Annotated in this window: 17 protein-coding genes; 9 read left to right on the forward strand and 8 right to left on the reverse strand. The window is 40.0% G+C overall.

Annotated features, from left to right (window positions below; genetic code table 11):
• Positions 1-68: 68 nt before the first annotated feature.
• Positions 69-1,097, reverse strand: coding sequence for a polysaccharide deacetylase family protein (locus AOB57_RS07660; protein ID WP_167829576.1), 1,029 nt, complete (start codon positions 1,095-1,097; stop codon positions 69-71).
• A 1,539-nt stretch (positions 1,098-2,636) separates the two neighbouring features.
• Between AOB57_RS07660 and AOB57_RS07665 the strand changes: the two genes are divergently transcribed.
• Complete coding sequence (locus AOB57_RS07665) at positions 2,637-4,238, forward strand: glycosyltransferase family 2 protein (protein ID WP_226999429.1); 1,602 nt, start codon at positions 2,637-2,639, stop codon at positions 4,236-4,238.
• A gap of 108 nt (positions 4,239-4,346) precedes the next feature.
• On the opposite strand, the gene AOB57_RS07670 is transcribed toward AOB57_RS07665, so the two are convergent.
• The 3 genes from AOB57_RS07670 to AOB57_RS07680 form a co-directional block, all read right to left on the reverse strand.
• A complete protein-coding gene (locus AOB57_RS07670; protein WP_054299655.1) occupies positions 4,347-4,874 on the reverse strand; it encodes a metal-dependent hydrolase in 528 nt (175 codons plus the stop codon).
• A gap of 78 nt (positions 4,875-4,952) precedes the next feature.
• On the reverse strand, positions 4,953-7,040 hold the full coding sequence (locus AOB57_RS07675; protein WP_054299654.1) for a disaggregatase related repeat-containing protein: 2,088 nt from the start codon (positions 7,038-7,040) through the stop codon (positions 4,953-4,955).
• Between the two features lie 476 nt (positions 7,041-7,516).
• Entirely contained in the window at positions 7,517-9,121 is a 1,605-nt protein-coding gene (locus tag AOB57_RS07680) for a right-handed parallel beta-helix repeat-containing protein (RefSeq protein ID WP_054299653.1), read from the reverse strand.
• A gap of 768 nt (positions 9,122-9,889) precedes the next feature.
• Between AOB57_RS07680 and AOB57_RS07685 the strand changes: the two genes are divergently transcribed.
• The 3 genes from AOB57_RS07685 to AOB57_RS07695 all read left to right on the forward strand — a co-directional run bounded on the left by AOB57_RS07685 (position 9,890) and on the right by AOB57_RS07695 (position 13,535).
• Complete coding sequence (locus AOB57_RS07685; RefSeq protein ID WP_054299652.1) at positions 9,890-10,789, forward strand: polysaccharide deacetylase family protein; 900 nt, start codon at positions 9,890-9,892, stop codon at positions 10,787-10,789.
• A gap of 822 nt (positions 10,790-11,611) precedes the next feature.
• The gene (locus tag AOB57_RS07690; RefSeq protein WP_167829577.1) at positions 11,612-11,749 is read left to right on the forward strand and encodes a hypothetical protein; all 138 of its coding nucleotides are present in this window, start codon (positions 11,612-11,614) and stop codon (positions 11,747-11,749) included.
• Positions 11,742-13,535 (forward strand): hypothetical protein, encoded by a 1,794-nt coding sequence (locus AOB57_RS07695; RefSeq protein ID WP_054299651.1) that lies wholly within the window; start codon positions 11,742-11,744, stop codon positions 13,533-13,535. The genes AOB57_RS07690 and AOB57_RS07695 overlap by 8 nt, the downstream gene beginning before the upstream one ends.
• A 136-nt stretch (positions 13,536-13,671) precedes the next feature.
• Here the strand turns inward: AOB57_RS07695 and AOB57_RS07700 are convergent, their stop codons facing one another.
• Together AOB57_RS07700 and AOB57_RS07705 are read right to left on the reverse strand one after the other, a co-directional pair.
• Positions 13,672-14,202 (reverse strand): metal-dependent hydrolase, encoded by a 531-nt coding sequence (locus tag AOB57_RS07700; RefSeq protein WP_054299650.1) that lies wholly within the window; start codon positions 14,200-14,202, stop codon positions 13,672-13,674.
• 97 nt (positions 14,203-14,299) lie between these two features.
• On the reverse strand, positions 14,300-15,004 hold the full coding sequence (locus AOB57_RS07705) for a (5-formylfuran-3-yl)methyl phosphate synthase (protein ID WP_054299649.1): 705 nt from the start codon (positions 15,002-15,004) through the stop codon (positions 14,300-14,302).
• A gap of 111 nt (positions 15,005-15,115) precedes the next feature.
• Between AOB57_RS07705 and AOB57_RS07710 the strand changes: the two genes are divergently transcribed.
• Positions 15,116-15,850: a HisA/HisF-related TIM barrel protein gene (locus tag AOB57_RS07710; protein WP_054299648.1), complete on the forward strand. Its 735-nt coding sequence runs from the start codon at positions 15,116-15,118 to the stop codon at positions 15,848-15,850.
• A gap of 120 nt (positions 15,851-15,970) precedes the next feature.
• On the forward strand, positions 15,971-16,231 hold the full coding sequence (locus AOB57_RS07715) for a hypothetical protein (RefSeq protein WP_054299647.1): 261 nt from the start codon (positions 15,971-15,973) through the stop codon (positions 16,229-16,231).
• A gap of 41 nt (positions 16,232-16,272) precedes the next feature.
• Here the strand turns inward: AOB57_RS07715 and tmk are convergent, their stop codons facing one another.
• Positions 16,273-16,890 carry a dTMP kinase gene (gene tmk, locus AOB57_RS07720; RefSeq protein ID WP_054299646.1) on the reverse strand — a complete coding sequence of 206 codons (618 nt, stop codon included), beginning with the start codon at positions 16,888-16,890 and terminating at the stop codon, positions 16,273-16,275.
• Between the two features lie 176 nt (positions 16,891-17,066).
• Here tmk and AOB57_RS07725 point away from each other — a divergent pair, with 176 nt between their 5' ends.
• Both AOB57_RS07725 and AOB57_RS07730 read left to right on the forward strand, forming a co-directional pair.
• A complete protein-coding gene (locus AOB57_RS07725; RefSeq protein WP_054299645.1) occupies positions 17,067-17,729 on the forward strand; it encodes a DUF166 domain-containing protein in 663 nt (220 codons plus the stop codon).
• Between the two features lie 122 nt (positions 17,730-17,851).
• Positions 17,852-18,235 (forward strand): DUF2111 domain-containing protein, encoded by a 384-nt coding sequence (locus AOB57_RS07730; RefSeq protein ID WP_167829671.1) that lies wholly within the window; start codon positions 17,852-17,854, stop codon positions 18,233-18,235.
• A 150-nt stretch (positions 18,236-18,385) separates the two neighbouring features.
• On the opposite strand, the gene AOB57_RS07735 is transcribed toward AOB57_RS07730, so the two are convergent.
• Positions 18,386-19,216, reverse strand: a complete 831-nt coding sequence (locus AOB57_RS07735; RefSeq protein ID WP_054299643.1) for a F420-dependent methylenetetrahydromethanopterin dehydrogenase — start codon at positions 19,214-19,216, stop codon at positions 18,386-18,388.
• Between the two features lie 404 nt (positions 19,217-19,620).
• On the opposite strand from AOB57_RS07735, the gene serB reads away from it, so the two are divergent.
• Positions 19,621-20,325, forward strand: a complete 705-nt coding sequence (gene serB, locus AOB57_RS07740; RefSeq protein ID WP_054299641.1) for a phosphoserine phosphatase SerB — start codon at positions 19,621-19,623, stop codon at positions 20,323-20,325.
• Positions 20,326-20,354: the final 29 nt, after the last annotated feature.

Genomic DNA, 20,354 nt, shown 5'->3' on the forward strand with positions numbered 1-20,354 from the left:
TCCAGATGGCTTTCTCACAGTTTAATTCTCTTTTTCAATCCCATGTTATTTTCCTTAGTATCATATATTCAGTAATTCTCCTTCCACCATCTGTATATCTCGGCTCCTGATGTCATCCAGGCATTTTTTTGAGTACAATACTCCAGGATTCTTTTATAGAATTCCAGATAATCTCCTTGCATATACGTATTATGCCAGAGGATTGTAAGTACGCCTTTATAGCTTTCAACTGTATCAATGAGCTTTTCCGTAAGTTTCCATGCCTGATTGAAGTCAAGATGCATCTGGCTGAAAAGAGTGGTATCCATAATACCCAGTGGAATTTCGAGAATATCGATTTTTTTTCCTGTGTTAAGATTATATGGATTAAAAGGATGACACATTCCGTTCCTGAAACCCGCACAATCATGATAGCCGAAGGTTGAATCGTAACTGAAGCCCGCTTCTGCAAGGAATTCCCAGGTTTTTGGAGTCTTAAATCGAAGATAATGATTCCTGTAGCCTATAACCTCCTTTCGGAGTACCTTCTCGAGTTTATGTTTTTTGTTTCTGATTTCTATTGGGTTATTATAAGCTTCATGACCTCCGTGAAGCCCCACCTCCCATCCATCGTCCAAAATATAGCCAAGTTCTTCTTCCAGTTCTTCAATGCTGAAAGTAAAATCTTCGTCTCCTGGATCAAGGGTCAGGAAATAAAATGTAGATTTTGCTCCATAGTTTTTTTCCAGTTTCATAATTTGTCTAAAATTCCACAAAGGATTCCAAGTTTTGTTTATTCTTGAGAACGGAAGGATAGAAGCCTGTACAAACTGACCCCTTTTGAGAGCTTTTACTGCCCTGGCTGCAGTATTCAGCATTCCTGGACATACAAAGTCGATGTCATGAGTCAGGCATACTGCAAAATTTCTTCCTTCAGGATATTCGGGACTTAGCCCATTCTTAATCAGAAATTTCGAGATATGAGGCTCAAAAATATTTCTTTGACTGCTTAAGTAATATGAAAATCTTCCATACTTATCTAAAAGGATAGGGTCGTACTCTTCTTTTTTTGTAAATAGGTCCCATAGCTCCCCATCTTCCATTATTTTCTTAGACAAAGTATCCCCTTTACTCTTATTGTTTGGACTTTCAACTTTATTAAATATTTGGTTAGCTCTGGTTCCTTTATTTTTATCTTTTAGGAACTTATCCCGATGAGCTTGTCGTATCAATCCTATCCCCACTGGAACTCTAATGTACTATTCTCACAGACTATATTATATCATTAGACCACTGTCTGAGAAACATTAATCTCATTTATTCTGCTAAAGTTATCTTGTCACTCTAGAGTCCCGCTTATTCGTTATGCTTTTGATTGCAAAAACTGATTAGCTTCTCTGTTGGCTAACCCTACTCTCAATTCTCTTATTACCCTGGATCTTTTTCAGTACGGCTTCCATCTACATTCTGGCAATTTCCTGAATAAAAAATTTTGTTTTAACACAGGTGTTCAACTATCAGCAGAGAGAATCTGTATTTTTACTATTCTCTGCAGATTAGCCTTAACCATTCAATGATTGAAGCCATCAGGCGTATTTTCCTTTATGCTATGTATTAATGCCATAGATTAATATGTAAGAGAAGCACGTGTAAGAGAAGCAAGGTTATTGCGCCAGCCTCTGAATAATAAGGTTCCAGGTTAACCAGAGTTATTTCGCAGCTTTGTTCATAAGTCGAGACCCTGCAGTATCCGCCAATTTATAATGTTTCCCCATAAATGAATAAATATTATTAGGATATAAGTTTTAGCGTTGGAATAAAATTCTTTTCACAATATTTATTACTATTATAATATTTTATACTTCTCGACGATCATAAACACTGCTCAATACGCTGCGACTTTTATTTATATTTTTCAGAGCTGCAAGTTGTCTACTTCCAAGTTTTATAACTATCTCAGAAAAAAAACTCTAACGCGCACATTTTTTATTAGTTGAACTCTCCTACAGTATTATTCTTATCTGAGGATCTATCTTCAGTCAGGGCATGACTTGATCCTATGGCAGTTGCCACATGGAAAGTAGATCGATAAATTCAGACTGCCTGATATCGGGAATTTATATCCACAGATGTGGTATAAATGCTTGAGAAACTGCAATTTAACCTTATCAATAAGGATTCTTATCTCGATATATGGTTTGTTCAAGCAGATTTTAGTGTATTCCATTAGAGTTATTCTTCTGTTTCTTTCCCAAACTAATTATTTCTTTAAGACACTCCATTTTCATGACAATAAGAACTGAAAATTGCATACAAGGAACCTTTCTTTATTAAAAAATAGTTTATAAGTTAAGGTTAAGTAAGCTACATGGATAATTTAGGCCTCTCAATTATCCTGTTTTTAACCTCTAAAGAATCAGGTTTAATTTTCTGTTTAGATGTATAGAAAATTCCCGATCATTTATCAAGCTATTTTATTTACAGAATCTTTTGTAAGGATATTTTTTCCATATTAATATTTTTATTGGAATATCCATATCATGTGTTAACCTTAAATATATCTTGATCTAATAATTTTTAGTAGGATAGCCTTTAATATTTTTGCAATTATACACATAAAGGGGGTTATAGCACATGCATATGTATAGGGGGGTAGGTTGGGTTTGTATTCAGCCTTTTCACTTGGTCTCAATTCTTTAATCTCTGATCCTATTAGCATAGTATCTTCGCCAACCCAACTTACCGATAGGTTGCTCAGGCATGAATTTACTGTCTTGATTCCAGCTCAGAACGAGGAAACTTCCATTGGAAGCAAGGTCTTGATTGCGGCAAGTTACGCTGACCGTGTACTTGTTCTTGATAAGGGTTCTACAGATCGAACTATGGAGGTAGCTGCTCTGGGAGGGGCACGAGTTGTTCCTATCTCAGGGGGGGAGGAAGCATTACTCAACGTCCTTTACAAGGCATCTCTTGATTCAGAACTTGTTGTTCTTATCTATCCGGAATGCATGCAGGATATAGATTTGCTTTCCCATGTACTTGAGCCGCTAAGACAGGGATTTGATCTATCAGTGGGTTCATGGCCCTGTCGTATCTCCTGTGAGTTGGAAACAATAATGCTTTTCAATGGGAAAAATACCTTTAAGGAAAAAATAGGGTTTCTTGCGATAACCGCAGATTCGCTGCAGAAAATCAGCTCAGGCAGGGAACATCTTTCTTTGAAATCCTTGCTTTCTGCGGCGAAAGCTGGAGGACTTAAGGTTAACTACTTGAGTTTTGATGTAGACCCTATATTCAGGAAACTTGAGAACACTCGTATAGGAGTTGTTGTGCCTGCTTATAATGAGGAACTGCTTATAGGCGAAACTCTAAGTGGCATCCCCGAATATGTAGATAGAATTTATGTAGTTGACGATGCCAGTACAGACCGTACAGGCGAAATTGTAAAAAACTTTGGTGACTCACGGATTGTGTATTTGCGTCATGAAGTAAACAAAGGAGTAGGCGCGGGAATAATCAGCGGATATAAACTTGCACTCAAAGACGAGATGGATATCGTTGCGGTCATGGCTGGAGATAATCAAATGGACCCAGTCCAGCTTCCCAGGTTAATTTTCCCAATTATTGAGGGAAGAGCTGATTATACAAAAGGGAATAGACTACTTACTGATGATTTCATGACCGGAATGAGCAAATGGAGGTCTTTTGGAAACCTTCTCCTCAGCTTTATCACAAAAATAGGCAGCGGTTACTGGCAAGTTATGGACCCTCAGAACGGATATACAGCTATCTCCAGGCAGGCCCTGGAGGTGATCGATCTAGATTCAGTCTATCCTTATTATGGTTATTGTAACGATCTGTTAATCAAGCTTAATGCTTTCGGAATGAGAGTAATGGATGTTGTAATGCCCGCTCGTTATGGCAAAGAAAAATCCAAGATTCGGTATGGCAAGTTTATCCGCAAAGTGGCTCCCATGATCTTCAGAGGTTTTCTCTGGAGGTTAAGGGTAAAATACACTGTGCTGGACTTCCATCCACTTGTATTATTCTATTTCCTTGGAATGCTAGCCTTGCCTGTGGGTGTTCTGTTAGGATTGTGGGGCTTTTTGCAGATATTACTGCAAAATCCTCTCCCTTCCTACTACCCACTGCTTGGCTTCCTTGTCCTGGGTACGGGGCTTCAAATGCTTCTCTTCGGAATGCTTTTCGATATGCAGGTTGAAAAGAAAAGAAATGAAAAGATAGGGTTTGCTCGCTAAGACCCGGAGGAAAAACCCTCCGGATATTATCTATATACCCAATCTTTACCTTTAACTCCTTTTTCTCCAATACTTTTTATTCCATCTTTTTTATACCCTCTTGTTCCATCAGAATTTTTTGCTCAGCCGCCTTTTTAACCAGTTTACAACAAAGATAGCTATTAACCCGATTCCAAGAATTTCAGCGATGAAAGTTTGTGAGAATTCAGGTTCAAAAGACTTTCCGAGCATTATTAATAAGTACTCCAGGCCGGTATAGTCAGTAGTATCTCTGGGAAAGCTTAACCCGAAGAGGGGCCAGAAAAAAGTCAGAGGTTGAGCCCACATTTGGTCCTCTAGAAGATGAATAAAAGAACCTGAAGCAAGAGCAATGCCTCTGCGATCATTACTTTTTTTGTACAGGTACATTCCTACCAGCGAGAGAATAAGTGAAAACAACATTGTGTGACCTATCATGCGCCCATTTGCAAGGACCGAAGCAAAGATAACTCTCCCTACAGGTTTATCTATTAAGTCAGGCAGAAGGGCTCCAATAGCCAGATATCTCAGGTCTATTAGAACTCTCAGTCGGGGTGCAAAGATACAGCATAATAAAAATAACCCCAGCGTAATCCCCAGATGTCCAAAGAGTAGCATCTAAAGCTAAAAGGTTTTTCGTTTATATCTAAATGTTGCCCTTTACGAATCAACTTATCTCAGACTATTTATTGATATTCAGGTATACTCTATAGTGAGTTTGGGTCTCTGGTTTTTGTTTTGCCAGTTGGTACTGTAGAAAGCAATATAGTTTTCATCTTCCTCTCGGGCTTTAATAAGGAAACCTGTATTTTTGTACTTACCGCTTATATATTCCTGAACAAGGTCTGTTACGTCCAGTTCAATGTAGCGGTTGCCAGGGGTTTCATCTCCACTGATAGTTATTGCAGCGTATGGGGTGCTGCCCTGGAAGACTCCATTCCTGTCATACCAGTCTCCTCCTGAATTTTTCCAGGGAATGTTGGTTTCTCTTTGCTGCCACGTAACATGTTCTTTGCACCATTCCACAGGTCTATATATTTCCAGTACAGTATCCTTTGGTCTCATTTGATTCTCCGGGTAGCACCGGAATAAAGACAGTGTTGCTCCTTCGATCTGGTCAGTTTGATTGAATGAACTCAACTCAAAGATTATAACGCCCCTGTAAATGCCCCCATCAGGTTTCTTTCCTATGTCAATATATTCACTTTCACTGAAAGTCATGTTAGGAGCCTCTTGCCTTAACCTGTTGTCAGAAATGACAAATGGTAATGCAATTTTAAGATTTTCCGCTTCATCGGACTGCAGTGAAAGGTTTAAAAAAAATCTTTTAAGAAATCTTAGAAATTCTGAAAAGGCTCTTTTAAGGCTAGATTCAAACTCTTCTTCCTGTCCTGTCTGGACTCCACTTTCATCTATCTCATAAGGCGTCTGCGGTCCGGCAGACATAGCTTCACTCCAGGGGAAATCCTCTCCTAAGGACTCATTTTTGCTCAACTTCGCCGCAAGTTCAGAGTCAGCCTCGATATCTGAGGTAGAATTTGCACCAAGATAATTCCCACCTGCATTATTGGAAAGGCAATTATTTTCTAGGATAAATGAATGGGTATCTCTCAGCTGATTGTATACAGCATATCCTTCTCCGGCTGCAGGACTTGGCTGTGTATTAATTATTATATTATTTCTCACGATAGTTGTATATCCTGAGCCCGGAGCCAAAAATTCTTTAGTAACCTGTTTATGGGCAATAGCAGCGCCGTAGCATCCTTCGAATTTATTGTTCTCTATCAAAGTGTTTTGAAAACCGTTAAGCACTATTCCTCCTGCCCAGTCTGCACCACGGTTAATTCCGGTTTTATAAAATTTATTGTGATGGATATAGATATCTCTTGCAGAGTCTTTAGAATATCCGTTTCCGTAACCTGTAATCCAGATACCTGCCGCATTTGTCTCGTATAGCAGGTTATTGCAGATCTCAATATCATTCATCACAGTTGATGGACCGATCTTCTGGATTTCAATCCCTGCCCCTCCTTCTCCTTCGGAGTCGATAATATTGTTATGGAACTTTACGTGATTTGTATTGTAAATTCTTAAGCCACTGTTTGTTCTACATGTTATTTTATTGTTCCAGGCTTCTACATTTGAGGAATAGATGGCATAGAGAGCATCATGCCCTAACTTATAAACCCGATTATTGTAAAACTGAATATCTGAACATTTTACGACCTTAAGCCCATCCCCATGACTGTCATGCATGTACATGTCGTGAACCTTTATATTCTCACAATTAAGGAAATTAATCAGATTATGATATCCTTTGCCCCTGCTTTTCCCATCGTTGTTATCATGATTTCCATCAATCTCAAACCCTCTTATGGTAATGTCATGATTTCCGGCACTGTCCATTTGCGTAATCAAAGGCTTTCCTTCCGGCCAACCTACATTATCCTCAAGCTTAATCACAGCTGTAGGATCTCCCTCAAGAATGGTATTACTCCCTATATAGATACTGTCCGAAATAACGTAAGTATTAGGTCCTTCCAAATGAACGGTTGTAAACTCTGGATTTTCCGCAACATATGCAAGAGCTTTGTTTATCTCTACCTGGTCGTCACTTCCATCACAATTAAAGTCCCCACTTCCATTGGTAGAAACACGAACTACTGTATCAGATGGGGTGGATAAAGTGATGGTCACACCTGCAATTAGAGAAATAAAAATTATACTAAAAAGTAGTAATTTTTTTCTATCTCCCCACTTATACATTCGCCTTTTTCCGTTCATATTAAATCCCCAATACATTAAACTATAACTCTTTAAGATTAAAAAAGGTTACCTGTTAAGTTTGCAAATGAGATAGACTCGAAAATACATTCATTCTTTTCGCTGCTCGAGTCTCGAGAATTGCAACAGATCCCCAAGGACACTACTGCATGTATAAACAACTTTATTAACTTCTTCAGGTTCCTGACTGCCAGAAATTAGTTCCCTTATATAGGGCATTAACCCTCCACTTTAATTCATTAAGTATGGTTATTTTTATCAAATATTGAATCCCCAGATTGAATTATAAATGAACATCTATAAGTATTTTAGTAAGCAACATGAACAGACGACATTATAGCCACTGCTACGCAGATTGCCAAAGAGAGCCACTAATTCTAATGATTGCTAATAAATTAAAGTTAAATCACTTACTTTGACTCTTTCCTATTCCAGTAAGTGATTTTGTTAAAAGGCAGGTTTAAGGCGTTTTAATATTATATTGAAAAAGAATAAAAAATAGTTCTCAACAGGAACCTTAAATTCTTCCATTGTGGTGAAAATATCTGGTTCCACCATACAACATATCCAGGAATATCGCCTGAAATAGAAGCATATTCGGTATTTCCGTACCTGCCTATGTTGATCCTCCCTCCATTATTCCTGGGCTCCTTTGAATAGTCAGAACCTAGATAACCGGCATCAATGCAGGGAGAACTTACAATATCTTTTACCCAGGTTTTTCCGTTCCATCTTCCGCCTGTTGATTTCAAGTGGTAATCGTGATCTTTCTGATTTGCAAAGAGAGGATCAGCATATATATCAGTTGTTGATGTGCAGTTTTTATAGTTGCCTGCTTTATTATTGTAAAGGCAGTTATTCTCCAGCACAAAAGTATGTGTTCCGGGCAGATAATTAATAACTCCGTACCCTGTTCCGCTCGGTTCTTTTGTACGTGGCAGGGTATTTACAATAATATTATTGCGGACAATTGTTGTATATCCTGTGTCCTGGGGTGAAAGATCGATAGAATAACCTGTAGGATACATATGGGTAACTGCAGCATGATATGCGCCATCAAACACATTATTTTCAATGCGAGTGTCATAAAAACCACTCGCTACTATACCACCTACCCAATCTATACTTGGGTTTGTACCTGTGCTGTAAAATATATTGTGATGAATGTACACATCCTGTGCTTCTTCCCTGGGATAAGAATTGCCATAGCCTAACAGCCAGATCCCGGGCCCGTATGTGTGATGGATTGTATTATTGCACACCTCTATATCATTCATCACGCCTGTTGTTTTCTGAATCTGGATTCCAGGCCCGCCTGCACTCCAGTGATAGAAGGAGTCAATTAGATTATCATGGAGCTTTACATGGTTTGAGTTCCAGACTCTAAGGGCGCTGTTAGTTCTGCAGGTTATTGTGTTATTCCAGGCTTCTACATTCTGGCATTCAATGGCATAAAGCCCATCATGCCCCAGTTTATAAACCCGGTTATCGTAAAACTGGATATTCGAACTTCTTTCTATCTTCAGTCCATCTCCATGCCCGTTATGCATATACATGGAGTGAACCTGAATGTTGCTGGAATTCAAGAAATGGATCAGATTGTAATATCCTTCTCCTCTCTTTTTGTCTAGATTTTTGTTATGGTTTCCGTTGATTTCAAATCCTTTTATGGTGATGTTGTAGCTTCCTGCTCTGTCCATCTGTGTAATCAGGGGCTTATTCCTTGGCCAGTCAGCCTCATCTTTAAGTTTAATTATGGCTGTAGGGTCTCCTTCCAGAATGGTATCATTTCCAATTAAAATACTGTCTGAGATGATATATGTATTAGGACCCTTCAGATGAACGGTTGTGAACTGAGGGTTTTCTGCAACATATGCAAGAGCTTTATTTATTTCTACCTGATCATCACTTCCATCACAATTGAAATCTCCTCTCCCATCGGTAGCAATATAAACAGTTTTATTGGGTGATGTAGTGGAAAGGGCGGTTATTCCCATTGCAACCAAAAAAATTAAAATTGCAAAATAGATCCCGGTTTTTTTCCTGTTTTGCCATCTATGTCTCAGATCTTTTCCGTTCATTTTTATCCCTGTACTTTTTTAGTTATAAATCTCCAGACGTGAGAAAAGCTATCTGCAGGGAGTATTATCCATTTAACTTCGGGATAGGCTAGCGTTCCGATATAATTTGATGAGCTGTACTGTTAACTGAAGTAAACTTTTACCATTTTCTTTTTCTTAAAGCCTCTGGGAAATGCAAAGACGATACTCATTGACTGCGGCAGTGTACAAAAAGTTTATGTCTTAAAGTTTCTTCAATTGGTTCAAATAATGGTTAAAAAGTTATGGATGTAAACCAATTTCCTCTGGATTGGATCCATAAATATCGCGATCTCTGCTGTTACTGGTTACATTCTCCGGTTTATACAATGAGGTGATCCCAAAACCAAAATTATCTCTCACATCAATAAGAATCTCCAGAACAAATTTCGTGACTGGAAACTTTATTGGTTATTGGGGATTTGAGATCAGGGGACTCAATTTTGGTTTTGGGATAGGCTTAATCAGAAAGACAATCTGCACTAAGATCCTGTATTTATATCTATTTATTATTCGCTAGGTCTAAATTAAGTTTACACTGTTAAAAGCAAAGTAAGTGCTCAGGCTTACGTTTATATTTTTGATTTTAACCGAAATACTAATAAAATTTTTATATTCTGATGACCCACCTTTAAATGATAAATATTTTAGCCAGTTGTATTTGTACAATCTCCAATCTAATGTAATTTCAGTACAGGTTAAGAATTTATTATGCCACTATGAGCGTATTTGGTAGCACGGGGGGGTCTTATGAAGGGTACTTTTTCGGTTACAGTGGATATTGAGGATTGGTATCATATTCCTTCAGTCTGCAGTTCTCCTTATGCTGTTTACAGGAGTGTAAATGAGTTCTTTGATAAATGGGAAGGTCAATATGATTTCCTAACTGAACCTACAAAAAGGACTCTGAATATTCTCGAGGAATTCAATATAACTGCTACTTTCTTTGTAGTTGCGGATACTGTAGAGCACTATCCTGGACTTATAGAGTCAATTGTTGAAAGAGGACATGAAATTGCATGTCACGGGCTACATCACGCCTGCAAAATCGATCCTGAAACGAAGAAGCCATTAATGAGTACCGAGGAGTTTGAACAGAAAACATTACTTGCAAAAAGAAATCTGGAAAAAATCAGTGGGGAAAAAGTAGTAGGCTACAGGGCACCAAACGCCCTTGTAGGTGGCTGGATGCTGGATTCACTGGAACGCATCGGGTTCAAGTATGACTCATCAGTATCCGTAAATTCTCTTTATAATAAAACTGATTCACCCCTTAAAACAGTTTCTTCTTTTCCTTACTATCCTGTAGAACGCGGACTTGAAGCAGGCAATGACAGAAACTTTATTGAGTTCCCCTGGGCCTATTATCAGAATGGACTGAAAATTCCGGCATCTGGAGGCCCGGTACTTCGCTTCCTGGGCGCTCCTCTAGTATTGAATGGGCTTATTCAGAGCTTGAAAAGAGGTCATACTATTTTCTATTTCCACCCACTTGACATTTCCTGTACTAAATTCCCTTCAGTAGGTAATAACAGGCCATTTTACTGGTGCATGAAAGGAAAACTTGTAGAACGTAGAATTCGTCATATTTTGAAAAGTTTGAAAAGTATCGAAAAGTTGTGCTTGAGGGATTATCCAGGAATAAGATAGTCTAGAGGTTATCCTGGGTTCCTCTAAACTGGCAGATCATGACAGAAGTCCCTTCTGATTCATTGCCCTTTAATTCGGAAATTAATGGGAGAGGAATTCACTCTATCGTGTGTTGTGAGCATTAACCTCTTGCTGGCATTTCTTTACTCATTCTCAAGCGCCATTTTTAACAAAGCAATAGCAACATAACAGAAATACACCCTTCTTCAATGAGTTTTTCAACCAAGCTGCTACACCCTCTCACATGCCCTGCATCGACAATTTCTTTAATATTCTTAAAAGCATATTTGCTCTGATTACTTTAACGTCACTGATTGAAGGAACTCTTTGGGCTTTAATCTTAATTTTTGTAGATCGCTGAACTTACTTTATTCGATATCATCAGTTGTTACCAGAACTTCAATTTCGCTCCTTCTGAATCAGATATGACAATATCCCTTTGCTTTGTTGCATATCTCCGTGAAGACCATCAGCCATATATTCTCTTGTCAGCAAATCTTCAACAAATTCGTCCACACATTTTTCGTATTACAAAATATTACTCTGATAATCCCAAATTTTAATAGTCAATCAGGTGGACAAGATCCTCGATTTTTGTCTGTTGTTTGACTTCAAAATAATATTGATATAGAAATACTGGAATTTCTAGATTGAAGACAGTACCTGAAAACCCTTAATTATTGAAAATTTCTAACTCATGAAAACATTAATTAGGTAGAGGCAGGTATATCAAACTGCATTCAGGGCACAACCATTAATTATTCGTTGGGCCGATTGAGTTGAGGAAAACAAGAAAGAGGAGAAATAAGTAAAATCTTATGAATGATAGTTTTTGGACTTGTTGCTGTCTGTGAATGTAAACTCTTCAAGGGTGGAACCACAGTCTCAGGGATAGTCCATATTAAGGTGCGGAAACTGGACTCTGTAACTTTCAAAAAGGATGGGGGACACATTGTCTAAAATCACCAATAACATATTGAATCTCATAGCCTCGATTTCTCTGTTATTACTGGTTTACAACATATTTACTCTCAGAGGAATTCAGCCTGAAGGATATACAGCTAATATCTATGAGCAGCTTCCTTTCCACTTTTACCTTACCCTGCTCCTTTGTTACCTTTCAGCCTGTGTTCTGCTCCTTGCATACAGAAAAATGAGTGCAGTTCTCATATTGTTTCTCGTTCACACTGCAGTACTTATCACACCTTACATGCTTGGTTATGTTTCAATAGGAAGAGGAGAGGAGTTCTCATACATAGGACTTGCAGGACAGAGTCCGCGTTGTGACCTTTCAAGCTTCTCCAGTCTTTCTCCTACGGGACCTCTACTAGTTTCAACCTTGACTCAGATCACAGGTCTCGAAACGCCAGCACTCTCCTACTTTTTACCAGTATTTTTTTCAATCCTATTTATTACTGGAATGTTCCTGTTTTATCGGCTTTTTATGAGCAGGGAAAAACTAGTTCTGGTAGCCTTTCTTTCCTCGATGATTCCTTATTTCGGGCATTTCCAGACTTCGGCAGCCTCCTGTTACCTGACTTTTTGCCTGGTGCCCCTCTACCTTTTTGTGCTGAGAAGTGCACTCTCGAATAAGAATCTGGCAATGGCTGTCTGCCTTCTTTTTATGATGCCTTTGATTCCTTTAGCCCATCCCTTTATTTTTGCATATCTTGCCTGTTTCTCCCTGCTCCTTACCTTCTCAGGCAAGATTCTGAAATCCGGATTTCTCCGTAAAATCTTGAGTCTTAACTTCCTTTCCCCTCGTGTTTCCCAATCTGCAGGAAAAAAAATACCCGTATTCATCTTCCTATCAGTTGCCTCGGGAAGCTTTCTGATATTTGCAAAATATGCTTCCCAGTTCTTTGATACCTTTATTTCTGACATTGTCTTCCGCGCTAAACTACTAATAGCTGCGGGACTTTCCACAATACCAGGGATGGATAACGGGTTTTTCGAGTTCGTATATATCTTAAATCTCTATTACGGCAAGTACTATATTCCTTTAATTTTGATTCTGATCAATTCTATAATTGTATGGCAGAATCGTAGAAGATTTTGCCACCATTTTGTTCGCAGGTATCCCCGTTTCCTGGCGCTCTATATAGCAACCTTCTTCCTGGAGCTCGCTTTCCTCTTAAATCCCTTTGTTCCGTACCCCCCAGATAGGTTTGCAAACTTGAGCTTCATTATTTTTGCTCAAATTCCTTTGCTGGGATATTCCCTTTACATTATTTTTCTGAGAAAAGGGTATACTCTTGGTCTTGGCTCTGCAGTCCTGGTTCTCTGTCTTCTCTGGACAGTAGGATTCTTTACATGTTTCAGTTCACCGTATGCAGGTGGAGTTTCTGAAGCAATTTCGCAGAATGAAGCAGAAGGAATTCAATGGCTATCCGGAGTGAAAGAAACCTATCCGTACATTATGTCCTCTCCAGATATGGAGGAAGGAAACCCCACCCAGCCAGGCATACTTAGCAGTAGCTCGAGCCCGGCTGACAAAGGCTCTCAAAAACCCCATTATACCTCCAGGAACGATCTTGAAAATGATATATCTGTAAAAAAAGTACCAGAAAACGAACCTTTCTATGTTGTAGAGACAACCTTCTCGGATGCTTTTATTGCCAGGGCACAGAGGTCTGATAAAACATCGGCTCCTACCGGCGAAAACTCACTCAAGGTCCAGCCCGATTATCCAGTTCACAAGATATATGATTCCCTTAATATAGAAATCTATGAGCATATCCCATAAACTCCTCTCTTCCTCTGTTTCTCCCTAGAATCAGGTTTTTTAAAGAGAGCAACATCAGCTTTAGAATTAGGGTCCTCATTCTTTTTTTAAAGATACTCCTCCTATCTCGAGGTTAAACTCTACTTTTTTCTATTTATTATAATACCGATTTCTCTTTTATTTTCTCTTGAATATACTTGCCAGTAAGAAATACAATTATAAGCAAACCTATAATTTCTGAGATAAAAACTTCTGTATATCGTGGGTCGTACGCTCTACTGAGAACTATCATCAGATACTCCATAAAACTCCCTGAAATCGTATCTTTCGGAAATTCCCAACCAAGAAGAGGCCAGAGAAATGCTCTTGGGTAATTCCACATCTCATCTTCAAGAAGGTGGCAAAAGGATGCCCCTGAAATAACCAAGAATTCAGGTTTATCCCGGTTATACAGATAATACCCTACCAGAACCAGCAGAAAGCCAAAAAGTAAAGTATGGGCAAAGATACGTCCACTTCCTATAGTGTCAAAAAGAATTATCCTGCCGAGGGGTTTATCAATAAAATCTGGAAGAAGCGCCCCAAATGCAATCCACGGAAAATATGCCATGAAGTTATTTTTTGAAGATAGGCGGTTCAGGAGGTAGAAAATTCCCAGAGTAATTCCAATATGTCCAAATATTAACATCAGACTAAATATAGTTACTAACTAATTAATTATTTTGCGGCCGGCTTGCCTGATGACCTGCCGGCACAACTTTAAGTTATATACCAGAAAGGATTTCTCAAGCCTGGCATTCGGCTACGAGTTTCTCTACCAGTTCCTGCCGGATTGCAGTTCTTCTGTCTCCTCCGCAGACCATGCCCCGGACGCCAATAATATCCGGTCCTATCCTCTCAAGTATCGGAAGATCCTCAAATTTTAGAGAACCTGCAATTGCGTTTTCAAGCCCGTACTCATGGGCAAGGTCGGTAAATTTTTTAAGTTCTTTCTCATCCATGAACTCAAAAGTTGATTTCCCATCCTTGATTGCTGTATCAACCATTACTACATCTACCCCGGCTTCTGCGGCAATTGAAGGAAGCAATAATGGAGAAATTGAGTTGATACGCTTGTAATCCGAGTACCCCGAGGCAACAACTTTTTTTGTCGAGTCATAATCCTTTACAGCCCGTGTTATTTTTGTCAGAAGCTCAAAAGCCTGATCTTCAGTCTGGATATCGTAAAGGCCAACTTTAATGTAATCTGCTCCTGCAACCGCTGCTCCTAATGCTGCAAGGGAAGCAGTTCCCGGTTTGTAATTAAAATCTCCTATGGTTGCGCTTATAGGCTGTCTGCCTTCTACAGCTTCTTTTACATCCCTTATTATCCACGGGAAATTCGCACCAAGGGAACCTTCTTTGGGGTTTTTGACATCCACAATGTCTGCGCCGCCTCTGGAAGCAATAATTGCCTCCTCTCTATTGATTGGACTTACAAGCAGTTTCATAAAAATCCTCTAACTAAACATCGAATTAGAATCTTCCATTAATATTGTTCTTTTTATACAATACACTTTATTTTATGCTTTTTTATAGGATGATGCAGCTATTGAATAAGTATGTTCCGAGTAATTCTTGTGATGGATATATTTAACCGTAGCGTAGTCCTTGCAAAGGGCGGTAACAGGGAAAACTACCGCCCGGTTTCAGATTCAAGTAATGTATGCAGCAACTCGGACCCTGTAGATATAGTTGAATTCCTGCATCCCAGGGAAGTTTACATTGCCGACCTTAACGTACTCCAGAGTAAAGGGCCTCTCGAAACAAACACCGGAGTAATACGGGAAGTAAGTTTAAGAGCAGACACAATGCTTGATTTCGGGATCTCGTCTCTACAGGATGTAGATAAAGCTCTTTCCATTGCAGGGACTGCTGTAATAGGTACAGAGACAGGTACGCTTTCGACAATAAAGGACGCAGCCTCTGGAAACCCCGGAAAGATCAGTGTCAGTATTGACATAAAGCATGGCAAAGTCTTGAAAAAGGACCCAAAGCTTCCAGAGTCACCTTTTGAGATCGTAAAGCTGTTAAATAGCTTTCCCTTAAAAGATCTTATCTTCCTTGATCTTGACAGGGTTGGAACAGCCTCAGGGTTTGATCCTGATTTCCTCCGGAAACTCGTTAAATGCTCCAGCCATAATGTACTTCTTGCAGGAGGAGTCAAGGATATGGAGGACCTTTTTATTCTTGAAGAACTTGGGATAAAAGGAGCCTTGGTTGCAACCGCCATTCATTCAGGATTGGTTCCACAAGCTGTATTGAGTTCAGGACTTAGACCAAATAATAAAAAATAATTCTTATCGGAAATACTTTTTATTTCAGCCCTTATATGTCTTGTATATAATCGGGTATTTTTGGTCTTTGTATTCGAACAGCAGATCTCACTTAAAACCAGGAGATTATGAGGTTATAGTATGGTAAAGAAGAATATATCTGAAGAGAATATTGAAGAAAACATTGAGGAGAAAAGCGGAGACGGATATGTGGAAATCAAAATGGGGGGAGGCTGGTATATGACGATCTCCCTTGCACACAGCGACCGCTTTGAGAAGGAGTATGTCGAGCTCGCAAAGGAAAGGGGAGGCATGAAAAAATCCAGGTTTAACCTTAACCCTGCCCATGTAAGAATGCTAGGGGAAGCTCTGATCAAATTCGCTGACGATAATGGGCTCTAACAGGATATTTCGGGCTCAATCTTCCGGTTCAATCTATCTGGTCAGTTCCTGCTAAGGAACTCCAGAATTTTTTCGGCTACTTCCTTTTCTATGTATTCAGGGGAACGGGAAGCATCGATTATAATGAAACGTTCAGGCTCCTCTGTCGCAAGCCTGAGGAAAATCTCCCTGACTCTCCGTAGAAATTCAATTTTTTCGAACTTGCTTTGCTCTCCTCGTTTTCCACATCGCTGAATTGAGACTTCAGGCCTGATATCAAAAAGAAAAGTTACATCCGGAACGATAGTCCAGTCCCGGTGCAGATTCTTTACCCATTCAAGAGGGTTTTCCAGGTGAGTTTTCAGGGTTATGCCCTGGTAAGCGTATCGGCTATCAGAATAGCGGTCAGAAATTACAACTTTTCCATTCTCAAGCGCAGGCTTTACAATTTTGGCCAGATGCTCGGCATGGTCAGCTGTAAAAAGGAAGAGCTCGGCAAGCTGGTCAGTATTCGACTGAATGGCTTTTTCCACAGCATTTCCAGTCAGAGTGCCTCTCGTAGGCTCTCTGGTAAACACAGGTTCAAAAACCTTAATAGCAGGGTTTTCCTGAAGCTTTCCCGCAATCGTACTTTTGCCCGAGCCGTCAATGCCCTCAAGTGTGATCAGTTTCCCTCTCATAAATACCGTCTTTTTTCTTTAAGAGACTTTTAGTGAAATGCTTTATCTGTATTTATAATCTACAGACTTCCCAGTTTCATGGTAAGGTTTTAACTCAATGTATAGGTGTCGAGTCACAGCATAATTCAGATAAAAATAAGCATCTATTTATGCAATATTAAAATTAACTTAGAGTAATGACTGTAATAGGAGTTATCACGCGGGGCAAATACGGGCACCGTCTGATTGAAACTATCAAAGAGCATAGTGATTTCTCAATCGTGACTGCAGACCTTCCTGAGTTCGTGCCTGTATTTATCGAAGAGCCTGATGAATTTCTCGATGCCCTTAATTTCGATAGGCAAATTTTCTCTGCCGAGATCATAATTACTTACTCACTGCATCCGGATCTGACATCAGCAATTGCAAAGCTTGCGGCAGAAGCTGGTGTGCGTACCCTTATAGTTCCGGGTGGGCCGTCCAGAGCTTCAGTTCCCGAACTCAAAAAGATCTCTGAAGCTTCAGGCATGGATATAGAAGTAGATGAAATCTGCTGCAGTCTTGAGCCCAATGCTTTCAATAAGCCGTTTACGGATCTCTTTGGGTCTCCTATTCTGGAGGTAAAGACAAAAGACGGAAAGATTGCCGACGTCAAGGTAATAAAGGGGGCTCCATGCGGGAGTACCTGGCATATGGCGAAAGAAATAGTTGGAATGGAGATAAAGGATGCGCCTCCAAGAGCTGGACTGTATATCCAGCATTACCCCTGCAGAGCGGCACGTGGCGACTTTGGAGGAATCCATGAATCAGGGGAACTGCATAAGCAGGCATTCATAAGAGCCCTTGAAAATGAGGAGTGAGTATATATTCTTTGAAAAAATATATTGTAAATATGACCGGAAAGTGGGATTCAACTTTTCATTCGTGAGAAGCCCTACTTTTTGTTCTGCCCGGTCTCCAGTTATTCACGGGGGTGAAAAAGATTACTACCCTATCTATCTCAGAAGACTCAGGGCCTGAAGACCTTGAGGCAATAGCAATCGCAGTACACTCGGTCACCGGACTCCCTACGACAATTCGCAGCCTCAAGCGAAAAGGGCTTCGCCTGGAAAAAGGGGAAATCCTTGATAGGGACTACACAGGACCTGTGCTCGAAAAAGTATTGAAAACAAATGAAGTTATCCACGAAGTTCCTACAGAAGGCGTATACAGGGGAAAACATGTGGTTGTTGCTCCCATTCGCTCAAAAGACGGGAAAGTTATTGCAGCTCTCGGGATTGTGGATATACTGGCTATCATAGACCTGCAGTCCATTTTTCAAGAATATACCTCAATATTGCAAGAGGTTGAGGACTCAAAGAAATGAGGCAGGTAAAGAAATAAACGGGTAATAATTGCTTTATACTCAGACGGATAATTAAAAAGTGGTTATTGGAGGATCTGTCTCTCTTATTTACAGTGAAATTCTTGTATCCTCCAATTAAGCTTCTGATTTTAACCTTAAGGTTATCCGGGATTACTGTGGCTTTTCGTATAATTTTACTTTTTTCAGCAGAGTACCGTTCTTTGCATGGGGCTGCCTGAATACAGTATCATTGGATTTTTCAATTTCTCTTGCCTGTGTTGCAAGCTGCGCAGCAGCTTCCATTATCTCATGTCCGGCTGCTGCTGTAAGGCACACCTGTTCGATTTCTTTTAACATGAAACATGCGGGGAAATTAACCTGTGCTACTTTCTCAGCCATATGAAGAGCAGCCAGAGCTTTTGCTTTTGCATAAGGGTTTGCAAAGCCAGCATGCTCAACACATTTCTCAGGTTTTGCAAAAATGTGTGGGAGCTCCAGTTCCTTTCCTGATCTGCCAGATGCAACCTGGTCGGTTACCTTATCCAGTTCTTCCTGAATGAGTCTAACAACACCACAAATGGATAGCACTTTCATTGCATCGGAGTTGAAGGATGCCATCTCCACTGGGTCAAGGAACTCTCTCTTTGCTCCGATAAGAGGGTCTACCGGAAGAATTATATACCCGAAGCCTTCCTGCTCAAGAGCTTCTCTGGCTTCTTTCTTTGTTGGGCCATCTGAGACTACAATACAAGGGACGTCTTTCCAGATCTCACGAGCCGCAGTGGGACCCGGAGCTGCTGCATTCGGGCTGATAATTACCACGAAATCTGCATTCCACTGTTTGAAACTTTCACTATCAGCAGCTTCGGCAGGGCTCATCTTAGCCCCTGTACCAAATACACGTACTATAATCCCTTCTCTAGCTGCAATTTCATCCTGGATCAGATTGATAACCTGGCTCATTCCCAGGTTGCCCATTTTTATAAAACCTATGTTGACCATTTTTCTCAAAATCCTTTGTTAACCAATTTCTTCAATAATGGAATTCCTAAAGGGTTTATAATCCTTTTGGCAATCTTCGTTCCTTATCAAACTTATTTTATAAATATATATGTAATTTATAATTATTATTCAGTATGTTTTTGATTTCCTCCGAAAAGCTTAAAAGGGATGCGATTTATTTCACTCAAAAACGTTGACATCAATGCTGTTGTTTTGCGGTTTTGTTTCACAGGACCCGTATTATAATTTGAAAACTTTATCCGTTGGTGGGCTTTTAATGTCAGGGCAAATACATTATATTGAGTTGCGGGGGTACCTTTGAAGGAGGTACACCAGGCAGCGTGCCCTTTTTCGGGAATCATCCCGCTATATTTAATAATTATTCAGGTCCAGGTTTTGATTGAGTGAACTGTCCTACGTACAATTCTACTGAAAACAAAATGATTGTTTTTGATATGGATAGCACCCTTATAGACGCTGAGACTATCGATGAGCTCGCCAGGGCTGCAGGTGTTGTAAGCAAAGTAGAGGAGATTACAAAGAGAGCGATGTATGGCGACCTTGATTTCGAGCAAGCGCTTATCGAAAGGGTCAGACTTCTTAAGGGACTTCCCCTCGAAACTGCCCTTGACGCGGTAGACAAAATCAATCTGATGCCGGGAGCGGCAGAACTTATCCTCTACGTCAAAAGTAGGGGCTATAAGACTGCAATGATCTCAGGCGGATTTACTATCTCTGCTGATGTAATAGGTAAAGTGCTTGGTGTCGATTTCATTGTTTCCAACGAACTGCTTGTGGAAGACGGCTGCCTTACAGGCAAAGTTGTCGGCCCTATCACACAGAGCGACTCAAAAGCAAAGGTATTTGAGGAACTTACCCGGCTCAACGGAGTCCGGCCGGAGCAGTGTGTGGTTGTCGGGGACGGCGCAAATGATGCCTGTATTTTTGAGAAGGCAGGTTTTGCAATAGCTTTCAATCCCAAGCCCATCCTGAGGGAATATGCGGATGTGGTCATAACAAAAAAAGATCTCAGAGCCGTTATCCCTGTTCTTGAATCTCTTTCTTATCAATGTTGTAATCAGGCACAGCATGTCGACATCGAACAGTAGAACTACCAAAATGCCAGCTTTTTTGCTGG

The organism is Methanosarcina flavescens, assembly GCF_001304615.2.
Lineage (GTDB): Archaea > Halobacteriota > Methanosarcinia > Methanosarcinales > Methanosarcinaceae > Methanosarcina > Methanosarcina flavescens.